Source organism: Neobacillus niacini, assembly GCF_048572935.1.
In the GTDB taxonomy this organism is placed as follows: domain Bacteria; phylum Bacillota; class Bacilli; order Bacillales; family Cytobacillaceae; genus Neobacillus; species Neobacillus niacini.
This window is the reverse complement of sequence record NZ_CP183883.1, coordinates 2,531,147-2,542,922: the sequence shown is the minus strand read 5'-3', so window position 1 is coordinate 2,542,922 and position 11,776 is coordinate 2,531,147. Positions and strand designations below refer to the sequence as shown.

The window sequence follows — 11,776 nt, the reverse complement described above, 5'->3', positions numbered from 1 at the left end:
ATCATGAGCATAATTAAATATGCTCATTGTTAGGTTGTGAGCTTTGAGGGGATTTCATGTCTTCCAGAATAGACCATGAAAATTAGTTCGTCATCACTTTTAACCCATCAATAAATTTTTTCCGTGAATAAAACTGACCAATTGTTAATTCCATGACTTGTTTATATTTTTGATGATCTCTATACGAACCTTCACGAATAAGCCTGTTCCATTCACGGAAAATATCAGCAGGATAGGCTAATGCGTGTAGAAATGCCTTCTCTATTAACAGTTCTTCATATTGTGAAAACTGGGCAAGTCTTTCAAATGACCAGTCCAAACTTGGAAGAATTCGATTCGCATATTGTAAATAATCTAAAGAGGCTGGACCAATACTAATTAAATCAAAATCAATTAGATTTAATACCCCATGGGAATCACGCAAGAAATTATGATGTGCCACATCTCCGTGAAGAATGCAAAATGGTTCATTTGAAAAAAGAGACCTGTTTTTTTCCATCCCACTTAGGGACCAGTTTGCCCAACCAATCATTTCTGCCAATATTTTATCATTAATAAAATATTTTAAGGTAGAGATGTTCGATGTAAACGTTTTACCTCTGTCTTTCCATTTTTCTATAATGACCCCTTTTGGAATTAGTGTTCGATAACGTGATTCAAACGTTGAAGTTACTTGATGAAACTGCTCTAGAAGTTCAAGTCCCTCCTGCCGATTTTTCTGAGATTGAAATGAAAAAGGTATTTTATTTGGAGTAATGTATTCCATACATCCAAAATAGGCCCCCTCAAAAAAGAGTGGTTCTTTTAACTGGGGATGGACAAAGAGATAAGTTTTTGAAAATCCTTCTTTTCTAAGGGTTGAGGTAAAGGCTTCTTGGAGCCGAAGACGTTTATTTGTGTAAAACCCTTTAAGCATATACGAACTTTTATCGGTTTTTATCCAAATTACACTTTTCCGATAAGGTACCATTTCCACAATATTTTCTTTAAATTGCGAACGTAAATAAGAGAGGAGACGAATGAAATAATCATCGTCTCCTTTTTGATTAAAAGTCATACTCATTGCTTTCGTCATCGTAACGCATTCCATCCATCGGTCCCATTCCATATGGGTTCATAAATGGAGGGTGCGCTACATTAGCTGGTCCTGTATACGGCGCACTGTAAATAGGCGGCGTCGGCGGCACAAAGGGTTGCGCCTGTATAGCTTGTGGTTGTGGTCCACCACAGCCGCAGTCACCACCTGCCCCAACCGGTATGCCTCCCTGAGCAGGAAATTGCTGGTGCATTGCTGGCATATGCCCGCCAGAATATGACATTCCCATATCTGGGGACTCAAAATCTTGTGCTCCCATCACCTGGGGAGAAGGACCCGTTTGCGGGTATCCGAAAGGCATTTGACTATATGGAGCTCCCATTGGACCTCCCATTCCTGGCTGGCCGAAACCTGGATTCATCATTGGCGCTCCCATTCCCGGCTGGCCGAAGCCTGCTCCCATTGGACCTCCCATTCCTGGCTGGCCGTAGCCTGGGTTCATCATTGGCGCTCCCATTCCCCCCTGGTCGAAGCCTGGATTCATCATTGGAGCCCCCATTCCCGGCTGGCCGAAGCCTGTTCCCATTGGACCTCCCATTCCTGGCTGGCCGTAGCCTGGATTCATCATTGGAGTTCCCATTCCTGGCTGGCCGTAGCCTGGGTTCATCATTGGAGTTCCCATTCCTGGCTGACCGAAGCCTGGGTTCATCATTGGAGCTCCCATTCCTGGCTGGCTGAAGCCTGCTCCCATTGGACCTCCCATGCCCGGCTGACCTAAACTTGGGTTCATCATTGGAGCTCCCATTCCTTGCATTCCTGTTGATCCTACAGGTACATCAGCTGGACTTTCATCAAAATAAGGCATTTGACCATCTGCTGGCATTTGAGCACCCATTGGCATTTGGCCCATTCCTGGCATTTGACCGCCTATCGGCATTTGGCCCATTCCTCCTGGCATTTGACCGCCCATCGGCATTTGGCCCATTCCTCCTGGCATTTGACCGCCCATTGGCATTTGAGCACCCATTGGCGTTTGATCCATAGCTGGCATTTGACCGCCCATTGGCATTTGGCCCATTCCTGGCATTTGACCACCCATTGGCATTTGGCCCATTCCTAGCATTTGACCACCCATTGGCATTTGGCCCATTCCTCCTGGCATTTGGCTGCCCATTGGCATTTGACCCATTCCCCCTTGCATTGGGTTTGTCATTGGTAATTGCGGCATGAAGGATGAAGATTCATCATCAAATCCATGTGGCATATATTGCGCACCTGCAACTCCTGGCATTGACCCAGCTTGATTCGGTAACATAGTAGGTCCCTGTGGCATTGCCGCTCCTTGAACTTGAGGATATGGCATAACCGACATTGGCGGACAAGGAGGCGGCGGACACCATTGTGGTGGTGGCGGACAAAATCCTGCTCCAGGCATGATTGGTGTGATAGGTACACAATAATCTTGCGGCATTTGCTGTTGTACAGGCAGCTGGTTTTCCATCGGGGCTTCATGTACAGGCATGACTGGATATTCTTTTATCGGTTCTTTTACCGGTTCTTTTACTGGTTGTTTTATTTCAGGAAGTATGTTTGTTGGTTTTGGCGGCAGTTGAGGCTGTTTAACCTCAATATTCGTCATGTTGTTTAGATAATAGTTGTTAATATCGATTTCTGGGATGATTTGCAGAGGCATTTTTGGAGTATATGGTGTTTTAGGTGCTTCTTTTATTGGTGCTTCCTTAACCGGTGCTTCTTTTATTGGAACTTCTTTTACTGGTGCTGTTTTGATCGGCACTTCTTTTATTGGTGCCTCTTTGATTGGAGCTTCTTTTATTGGTGCTTCTTTTATCGGAACCTCCTTTTTTGGAGCTGGTTTAATCGGCATTTCTTTTGGTTTCTCTTTGGCAATCGGCATTTCCTTTTTGGCGCCTAAGTTGATTGTGGCCCCCGGCTTTGTTCCCATAGGCGCTTCTTTTTTTATATTTCCACCTGTTGTTGGGACTTTTATTTTCATACCGGGCATAATCATATCAGGGTTGCTGAGCTGTGAATTCATCTTTTTCAGCTCTTCAAAATTCACGCCGTACTTCTTGGCGATTTTCCAAAGAGTATCCCCTTTCTGTACGATATGGATCTTCACTCTGATTTCCCTCCTATGCATAAGTCCATATATTCTATGTGATGATAGGCAAAGTGCTAACATTCTTCAGAAAAACTTATGCTTTTTTTCCCAAAAATATGAATCAACCCTTCAAATATAAAAATAGATGCAATTTTTAAAAATTGCATCTACCATTATCATTATGCGTTTTGTAACATACGATCTAGCGCTAATTTAGCATTTTTGGCAATCTCAGGAGCCACTTTAATCGTATTATTTGTCTCTTCTAATGTATCCAAACTCCACACTAAATGCGGCAAATCAATACGGTTCATGGTTAAACACGGACACATTGCAGGATTTAAAGAAATAATTTTTTTATCAGGATGACTTTGAATGAGGCGATTAACTAGATTCATTTCCGTTCCGATTGCCCATTCAGAGCCTGGCTCTGCCTTTTCAATGGCATTAATGATATAACTTGTTGAACCAGCCATATCCGATAATTCCACGACTTCACGGCGGCACTCAGGATGAACTATGATTGTCATATTTGGATATAGGCTGCGCGTATCGTGGATATTCTGAACCGTAAAGTTCTCATGCACAGAGCAGTGACCTTTCCAAAGGATGACTTTTATTTTTGAAGAATCGCCTTCGTATTCAAGCTTATTCGTAATTGGATTCCAAACTGCCATTTCATCTAAACCAATACCCAAGTCATACGCAGTATTACGACCTAAATGCTGATCAGGTAAAAATAAAATCCGTTCTTTTTGGGTAAACGCCCACTTAACCATTGTCTCTGCATTTGAAGAGGTCACACTGGCACCGCCATGAGCACCTACAAAAGATTTAATCGCTGCAGTAGAATTTACATATGTTAATGGAAGAATACTGTCACCAAAAATCCCCTGTAGGATTTCCCATGCCTTTTCAGTTTGATCAATGTCTGCCATGTCAGCCATTGAACAGCCTGCACGCATGTCTGGGAGAATAACCTTTTGGTTATCATTTGTAAGAATATCTGCCGTTTCCGCCATAAAATGAACGCCGCAGAAAACAATATATTCTGCTTCGGTATTTTCAGCAGATAGTTGTGCAAGTTTTAAGGAGTCTCCGGTTGCGTCAGCAAACTGGATAACCTCATCTTTTTGATAATGATGACCTGGGATAAAAAGTTTTGAGCCTAGCTTATTTTTTACTTCAATGACTCTAGCCTCTAACTCTTCCTTTGACATTTGTTTGTATTTTTCAGGAATCATTTTATTCTTTTGCATGGCTGCTAAAATACTCACGTTTATTACTCCCCTTCCCTAAAGAGAACTTTTACACTTATATCGAGTGCTTTATATGAATGTGTTAAGAGTCCAAGTGAAATATAGTCAACACCGGTATCACGATAACTAGCTAAATTGGTTAATTGAATCCCGCCTGAAGCCTCCGTTATAAATCCTGAAGGAACTAGTTTAATCAACTCTTTTATCTCGTCTGGAGTACGATTATCAAACATAATCACATCTGCACCGGCGCTGACAGCTTCTCTCACCTGAGCCTCCGACTCAACTTCAACTTCTACCTTCACCATATGACCTGCTTTTTTGCGAACACTTTCTACTGCATTGGTAATTGAGCCGGCAAATGAAATATGGTTATCTTTAATCATAATTCCGTCATATAAACCGAAACGATGATTGAAGCCTCCTCCAGCAGTAACAGCATATTTTTCAAGCATCCTTAAGCCCGGTGTCGTTTTCCGCGTATCACAAATTTTGGTATGGCCACTATCCAATGTGGAAACAGCTTTACGTGTAAGAGTCGCAATCCCACTCATTCTTTGTACCAGGTTTAGGACAACTCTTTCACCTTTTAATAAATCAGCTATTTTTCCAGAGGCTGTTGCAAGCTTCTGGCCGAATTCAATGTTTTGACCGTCCTTCACAAAAAGCTGCGTTTCAATGTCAGGATTCAAAAGTTTAAAACCCGTTTTAATAATTTCTTCTCCACAAAAAATTCCGTTGTCTTTTGAGAGAAAGACGATTTCCCCTTCTGTATCGTCTGCAAAAATTAAATCAGTGGTAATATCCTGTTCCCCAATATCTTCGATAAAAAATTGCTCAAGTAGCGAGCGCAGTTTCAATGTATTCATGGTTACTCTCCATTCCCCGGCTAATTTTATGAATAATGGTTTTGTTTAACCAATAATGGTCGTCTTCCATTGGGTAATCACTTCGAAAATGACCTCCACGGCTTTCTGTTCGTTGTAGAGCAGCTTCGGTAATTAAAGTTGCGATAATCAGCATAAAAATCTTTGTTATCTCTTCATTAGAATAACGCTCAAGATTATTTATTTGGTTTGCTTTAAAAGTATCTACCCACACTTTTTGTATTTGGAGATTCGCCTGATTTCGGACAATACCAACCCGCTCCATCATCGTATCCCTAATTTCCTCTAAGTCTGGTAATATTACTTTTTCCTGAGGGATAAATGGACCCGTGATTTCAGTCCAAATTGTATCTTCATAAACAGACCCATTTAGCATGGAAGATAACTTTTCTCCCATATATAAACCTTCTAATAAAGAATTACTTGCAAGACGGTTGGCACCATGCAATCCTGTGCATGCAGCTTCACCAATCGCATATAGCCCTTTTATTGAAGTCCGGCCAAATAAATCTGTTTTAATTCCTCCCATTAAAAAATGACTGCCGGGAGCAACGGGAATTCTCCCCTCTGATAACTGAAGACCGTTATCTTCACAAATGGCTGTTATCGACGGAAATCTCTGCTTAAAGTTTTCAATTTTACTAATATCTAAATATACTTTGCAGCCTTTTTTAAGATATTCATAGATTTTCTGCGATACAACATGCCTTGGGCCAAGGTCCTTGAGTGGATGAACGCCTTCCATAATCGGAGTGCCATCTTCCGTTACAAGAACTGCACCTTCGCCCCGTACGGCTTCAGAAATTAACCCTTTTGTTTCACCATTTAAATATAAAAGTGTAGGGTGGAACTGGATAAATTCCATATCAACGATTTCAGCACCTGCTAAATAGGCCATTGCGATTCCATCACCACTTACTGTATCGGCATTGGAAGTATAGGTGAACAATTGCCCGCAGCCGCCTGTTGCTAGAATCGTATTATTGCTATAGTAGTTCTTTATTACACCATCTGGCATTTTAGCTTTTACACCAATGCAGCGTTTCTCCGAATTCATCAATAGCTCATAAGCAAATACTTCTTCCTCAATAGTGACGTTTTCCTTCAACGTGCTAATAAGGAATTCGACAACGTTTTTGCCCGTTGCGTCTCCTCCGCCATGAACAATTCGCTTTTCACTATGTGCCCCTTCCATTCCAAGCAGCAATTTACCATCTTGATTTTTATCAAAAACAGATCCTTGCTCAGAAATGAACTTAATCAATCTAGGTGCGGCACAAATGATTTGTTCCACAGCTTCTTGATTATTGTGATATCTTCCTGCTTCAAATGTATCGGCAATATGTTTAGTTGGATGATCATGCTCACCGATAGCTGCGGCAATACCGCCTTGAGCAAGATAAGAATTGGCTGTTCTTATTTTGTCCTTTGTGAGTATCCTCACATTCAAATCCTTATTTAAAAGCGAGGCTAACTGTAATGCAGCGATCCCACTTCCTAAAATTAAAACATCATCATTTATTGTCATCTTGACTCCTCCTGGATTAACAGGTGTCTTGACATCTATATTTACATAGATTTAAACTAATATCAAGATTTTTTTTGATAATAAAAAATGAGAGTATGGGAGATTACTAATGATTTATTTTGATTTTGCAGCTACTACTCCGTTAGATTCTGAAGCAGCAGAGGTGTTTGTGCAGGCTTCAACTGAGTATTTTGGAAATTCTAGTTCCCTCCACGATATTGGCGGGCAGTCACTGGACTTGTTAGAGAATTGCCGTGAAGAGCTGGCAAATCTTTTAGGAATTAATAAAAAAGGGTTATACTTTACAAGCGGTGGTTCTGAGGGCAATTTTTTAGCGATTGAGGCGCTGTTGTCAGCTCCTAAAAAAGCTGGGAAGCACATCATTGCTGGCATGGCTGAGCATTCGTCTATTCATGGTGTTCTCAACCGATTAGAAGGATACAGCATTACGTATTTACCGCTTACTGCATCTGGTCTCATTGACGTAAAAGAATTGGAGCGTGCCATTACTTCTGAAACGGTTTTAGTTATAGTACAGCATGTTAATTCTGAAATAGGTACGATTCAGCCGATTACAGAAATTGCTCGTATTTGCAGAGAGCATGACATTCATTTTCACAGTGATTTTGTTCAATCTTTTGGAAAAGTCGATTTAAAAAAGATTACTCCGCTTGTCAGCAGCTTCTCCTTCTCTGCTCATAAAATATATGGTCCAAAAGGTATTGGCGGGGTTTATGTGGATCCAGCAATTTCTTGGAAAGCCTTTTTTCCGGGAGGATCCCACGAAAGTGGTTTCAGACCAGGTACGGTTAATGTCCCGGCTATTGCTTCTATGACAGCAGCTGCTCAAAAATTAAATGTCCAACTTGTACAAAACCATTATCAATTTTTAGAGCTTCGTACAATTTTGTTGGAGTCGCTTGATCCTATCAAGGAATATGTTCATGTTTATCAAGCTGATACAGGCTCACAGTTGCCATCTATTATTGGGTTAAGGGTTTCTGGTATTGAGGGACAATGGATAATGCTTGAATGCAATCGCTATGGGTTCGCGATTTCAACCGGAAGCGCCTGTCAAATTGGCATGCAAACTCCTGCCAAAGTGACTGTTGCTCTAGGATTAAGTCCACAAGAGGCAAAGGAATTTATCCGTATTTCTTTTGGGAAGACAACCAAGAGGGAAGATGTTGTGAAGCTTGGGGAAACTATTGTCGATATCGTAAAAGAATTTAAACGTTAGAATTATGTTAAAATAGGGTAGAAATACGAGGTGGTAATTATGGGTGAACAAAAAAAGATACTTGGAGATGAAAGGAGAGCTTTCATTCTTCAACTGTTAAAGGAAAGCCCGGTGCCGCTTACAGGAAGCGAGTTAGCAACACGCACAAATGTAAGCAGGCAAGTAATTGTTGGCGATATTACACTCCTTAAAGCAAAAGAGGAGCCAATCATCGCAACCAGTCAAGGCTATTTATATTTCAAGCAAAATGCAGGCGCACCAACAATCGAGCGTATCATCGCATGTAAGCACTCACCAGATGACACGGTTAATGAGCTAAATTTAATGGTCGATCATGGTGTATTAGTAAAAGATGTTAAAATTGAGCATGCGGTTTACGGGGATTTAACCGCTTCTATTATGGTATCCAATCGCCAAGAGGTAAAACAATTCATGGAAAATATTCAAAATACAAAGGCATCATTATTGTCGGAATTAACTGGCGGGATTCATCTTCATACGATTGCGGCGTCCAGTATCCAAACCCTTGACAAAACGGAAGCGGCTTTGAAAGAAGCTGGTTTTTTAATTGAGGCATAAGCATTCTCCCTCCTATGTAAAATTTCTGCTGGAAATTCTTACATAGGAGTTTTTTTGAGTTTACGAATAATCTCAGAAGGATTGTGCCCTTATTTCACCGACTTTGCAATTACGGGAATCATAACGAGAGTATTGTTCCCTTTTCCTCCACTCATCATTTACGGGAACAATAACAAGAGTATTGTTCCCTTATTTCATCCACCAGCCATTTAAGGGCACAATAACTAGAGTATTGTTCCCTTATTTCGTCCACACACCATTTAAGGGCACAATAACCAGAGTATTGTTCCCTTATTTCGTCCACACACCATTTAAGGGCACAATCACGACTTCATTGTGCCCGAACACTCCAAAAAAAGTACCAAGCATATGCCCGGTACTTTTCACTTTATTTAATCATTTTAGATGGATAGCTACCTAATAAAGTAACTCCGCACCCTAGTGCTTCGAGCTCGGCCATTGCGCCGGGAATTAATACCTCATCAAGCTTCATTTCCAAATCAATTATAAAGAAATAATTGCCAATTCCTGTTTTCATAGGTCTTGATTCGATTTTTGACAGGTTTATTTTTCGCCATGCAAAAGCAGATAGAACCATATGCAGCGTTCCGGCCTTATCTGTCGGAAGTGTGACCATAAGAGTTGTTTTATAATGGGATGATCCACTAAACTCCTCAAAATTAATCCCCTTTTCTGATAGGACAAAAAAGCGAGTATGGTTATGGTCAAAATCATGAATGTCACGTTGAACAATCGATAATCCGTATTCTTCAGCAGCCAATTCGTTGGCGATTGCAGCAATACGCTGTTCAGGGTGATCCATCACCATCTTCGCTGCCGCAGCAGTCGAGCTGACACTTTCATATGGAATTCCATGGAACTGATTATGTAAGAACTTATGGCACTGTGCAATCGCATGAGAATGACTGTACACCTTATGAACATCCTGCCACATATCTTGGTTATCAGGGTGGACCATCAAATGCTGTTTAATAGGAATGGTGATTTCCCCGACAATCGGCAATTGAACCACATGGGTTAAATAATCCAATGTAATATTGACTGTACCTTCAAGGGTATTTTCAACAGGAACCACGGCCAGCTCCACTTTTTCACTCACAACCGCATCCATAGATTCAGGAATGGTACGGTATGGTTCAAGCTCAAATCCAGGAAAAACCTTTTTCACCGCTAATTCGGTAAAGGTTGCCTTTGGTCCTAAAAAACCAACTTTCATGATTTCACACACTCCCTAACAAAAATCTCTCTGTTGTTAAAATTTCATTATGCTCCTGTTCCAAGCACTTCAACTTTCTCTACGAATTCCAGCTTACGCAGTTCTGAAAGCAGTTCATCTATATCGGTAGAAATCTCGGTGGTATTCAACGAAAGTGTAACGTTTGCCCTTCCTTGCAATGGAATCGTTTGATGAATGGTCAACACATTACAGCCAGAAGAAGCAACTACACTAAGAAGCTTAGACAAAGTACCTGAACGATCTTCGAGATGAAAAAAGAGCGTAACTAATCGTTCCTTAACAATCGTGGAAAATGGAAATACCGTGTCCCTATATTTATAATAGGCACTTCTGCTTAAGTCTACTTGCTGCACCGCATCCCAAATAGACTCAGCCTTACCCCTTTCGAGCATTTCCTTCACATCGAGTGTTTTCTTCATCGCTTCAGGCAAGACGTCTTCTCTAATTAAGTAAAATTTTTTATCAAATTTTTCATTTTTCATCTCTCTACCCACCCGATTTGAAAAGCACAAGCGCCCGTGTAACGAAATCGGGGCGCTCTAGCTAGAATTTCTCAAAGACATGTTATTATTTAGTCAACAAATTCAAATTCGAAGTCTAATAATTTTACGGTATCCCCATCTTTTGCACCTTTTGCCCGTAAAGCCTCGTCCACCCCTAAACCACGAAGCTGTCTAGCAAAACGACGAACAGATTCTTCCGTTTGGAAATTGGTCATCTTAAATAATTTTTCAACCTTTTCCCCTTGAATAACGAATGAGCCATCTGGTTCTCTGGTAATATAGAACGCCTCAGGATCTGCCTCATGTTTATAAAGTACGCGATTAACTCCCGTTTCCTCTTCCTCATGATCAAGTGGAAATTCTGGAGTTTCCTCGATTTTGTCGGCAATCGCATATAATAGTTCCCTTAAGCCTTTTCTTGATAAAGCAGAAATTGGGAAAATCGGGAAATCTTCTTCAAGGCGCTCTTTAAATGTTCGCAAGTTTTCTTCTGCTTCCGGCATGTCCATTTTATTGGCAACAATAATTTGCGGACGTTCTGTTAAGCGAAGATTATACTCTTCTAGCTCTTTATTGATGGTCAGATAATCCTCATAAGGATCGCGTCCTTCCATCGCAGCCATATCAATGACATGAACGATAACCCGTGTCCGTTCAATATGACGTAAGAATTGATGTCCTAGTCCGACACCTTCACTCGCACCTTCAATCAATCCTGGAAGGTCGGCCATGACAAAGCTTCTGTTATCTTCTGTTTCCACCATCCCAAGGTTTGGAACGATCGTTGTAAAATGATATTCAGCAATTTTAGGTTTGGCTGATGAAACAACCGATAATAAAGTTGATTTCCCAACGCTTGGGAACCCAACTAGTCCAACGTCAGCAAGCAGCTTTAACTCAAGGATAACATCACGCTCTTGACCTGGTTCGCCATTTTCTGCCAGTTCTGGCGCAGGATTTGAAGGGGTAGCAAAACGGGAATTCCCTCTACCTCCGCGTCCTCCCTTGGCAATGACTGCACGCTGACCATTTTCCACAAGATCGGCAATGACTTCTTTTGTTTCTGCGTCCATAACTACTGTGCCTGGCGGTACCTTAACAATCATATCTTTGGCATTTTTCCCGTGCTGATTTTTGGACATGCCATGCTCACCACGTGGGGCTTTCCAATGGCGTTGATAACGAAAATCCATTAACGTACGCAAGCCCTCATTTACTTCAAAAACCACATTGGCACCCTTACCGCCGTCTCCGCCAGCAGGTCCGCCCATTGGAACATATTTTTCACGACGAAACGCAACCATTCCATTACCGCCGTCTCCGCCTTTTACGTATATCTTCGTTTGATCGACAAACATGTGAAT

General features: G+C 41.3%; 9 protein-coding genes and 2 pseudogenes. 3 read left to right on the top strand and 8 right to left on the bottom strand.

Translation table 11 applies throughout. The annotated features are described in order from the left end of the window. Positions 1-82: 82 nt before the first annotated feature. A complete protein-coding gene (locus ACN6MT_RS12215; RefSeq protein WP_419956053.1) occupies positions 83-1,090 on the bottom strand; it encodes a phosphotransferase in 1,008 nt (335 codons plus the stop codon). A 1,622-nt stretch (positions 1,091-2,712) separates the two neighbouring features. Here ACN6MT_RS12215 and ACN6MT_RS12210 point away from each other — a divergent pair. Beyond that, positions 2,713-2,859, top strand: a pseudogene (locus ACN6MT_RS12210) (pentapeptide repeat-containing protein); the annotation flags it as partial. Positions 2,860-3,089: 230 nt separating this feature from the next. On the opposite strand, the pseudogene ACN6MT_RS12205 reads toward ACN6MT_RS12210, so the two are convergent. The 4 genes and pseudogenes from ACN6MT_RS12205 to nadB all read right to left on the bottom strand — a co-directional run. Beyond that, positions 3,090-3,197: pseudogene (locus tag ACN6MT_RS12205) on the bottom strand (LysM peptidoglycan-binding domain-containing protein); the annotation flags it as partial. Positions 3,198-3,337: 140 nt separating this feature from the next. Continuing rightward, a complete protein-coding gene (gene nadA, locus ACN6MT_RS12200; protein ID WP_419956052.1) occupies positions 3,338-4,435 on the bottom strand; it encodes a quinolinate synthase NadA in 1,098 nt (365 codons plus the stop codon). A 5-nt stretch (positions 4,436-4,440) separates the two neighbouring features. Then, the gene (gene nadC / locus ACN6MT_RS12195) at positions 4,441-5,286 is read right to left on the bottom strand and encodes a carboxylating nicotinate-nucleotide diphosphorylase (RefSeq protein WP_419956051.1); all 846 of its coding nucleotides are present in this window, start codon (positions 5,284-5,286) and stop codon (positions 4,441-4,443) included. Further along, the gene (gene nadB, locus ACN6MT_RS12190) at positions 5,255-6,832 is read right to left on the bottom strand and encodes an L-aspartate oxidase (RefSeq protein ID WP_419956050.1); all 1,578 of its coding nucleotides are present in this window, start codon (positions 6,830-6,832) and stop codon (positions 5,255-5,257) included. Before nadB ends, nadC begins: the two co-directional genes overlap by 32 nt. Positions 6,833-6,941: 109 nt before the next feature. On the opposite strand from nadB, the gene ACN6MT_RS12185 reads away from it, so the two are divergent. Then, positions 6,942-8,072: an IscS subfamily cysteine desulfurase gene (locus ACN6MT_RS12185; RefSeq protein WP_419956049.1), complete on the top strand. Its 1,131-nt coding sequence runs from the start codon at positions 6,942-6,944 to the stop codon at positions 8,070-8,072. A 39-nt stretch (positions 8,073-8,111) separates the two neighbouring features. After that, positions 8,112-8,651, top strand: coding sequence for a transcription repressor NadR (locus ACN6MT_RS12180; protein WP_419956048.1), 540 nt, complete (start codon positions 8,112-8,114; stop codon positions 8,649-8,651). Positions 8,652-9,039: 388 nt separating this feature from the next. Here ACN6MT_RS12180 and pheA read toward each other — a convergent pair whose 3' ends face one another. The 3 genes from pheA to obgE all read right to left on the bottom strand — a co-directional run bounded on the left by pheA (position 9,040) and on the right by obgE (position 11,770). Further along, positions 9,040-9,888, bottom strand: a complete 849-nt coding sequence (pheA, locus tag ACN6MT_RS12175; RefSeq protein WP_419956047.1) for a prephenate dehydratase — start codon at positions 9,886-9,888, stop codon at positions 9,040-9,042. Positions 9,889-9,935: 47 nt separating this feature from the next. Beyond that, positions 9,936-10,391 (bottom strand): ACT domain-containing protein, encoded by a 456-nt coding sequence (locus tag ACN6MT_RS12170; RefSeq protein ID WP_034674960.1) that lies wholly within the window; start codon positions 10,389-10,391, stop codon positions 9,936-9,938. An 89-nt stretch (positions 10,392-10,480) separates the two neighbouring features. After that, positions 10,481-11,770: a GTPase ObgE gene (gene obgE / locus ACN6MT_RS12165; RefSeq protein ID WP_034674963.1), complete on the bottom strand. Its 1,290-nt coding sequence runs from the start codon at positions 11,768-11,770 to the stop codon at positions 10,481-10,483. Positions 11,771-11,776 lie beyond the last annotated feature (6 nt).

What these genes read in the sequence shown, in the direction of transcription:
- ACN6MT_RS12215 (WP_419956053.1), bottom strand. Translation starts at nt 1,090, where the DNA reads ATGGAATGCGTTACGATGACGAAAGCAATGAGTATGACTTTTAATCAA.
- nadC (WP_419956051.1), bottom strand. Translation starts at nt 5,286, where the DNA reads ATGAATACATTGAAACTGCGCTCGCTACTTGAGCAATTTTTTATCGAA.
- nadB (WP_419956050.1), bottom strand. Translation starts at nt 6,832, where the DNA reads ATGACAATAAATGATGATGTTTTAATTTTAGGAAGTGGGATCGCTGCA.
- ACN6MT_RS12185 (WP_419956049.1), top strand. Translation starts at nt 6,942, where the DNA reads ATGATTTATTTTGATTTTGCAGCTACTACTCCGTTAGATTCTGAAGCA.
- ACN6MT_RS12180 (WP_419956048.1), top strand. Translation starts at nt 8,112, where the DNA reads ATGGGTGAACAAAAAAAGATACTTGGAGATGAAAGGAGAGCTTTCATT.
- pheA (WP_419956047.1), bottom strand. Translation starts at nt 9,888, where the DNA reads ATGAAAGTTGGTTTTTTAGGACCAAAGGCAACCTTTACCGAATTAGCG.
- ACN6MT_RS12170 (WP_034674960.1), bottom strand. Translation starts at nt 10,391, where the DNA reads ATGAAAAATGAAAAATTTGATAAAAAATTTTACTTAATTAGAGAAGAC.
- obgE (WP_034674963.1), bottom strand. Translation starts at nt 11,770, where the DNA reads ATGTTTGTCGATCAAACGAAGATATACGTAAAAGGCGGAGACGGCGGT.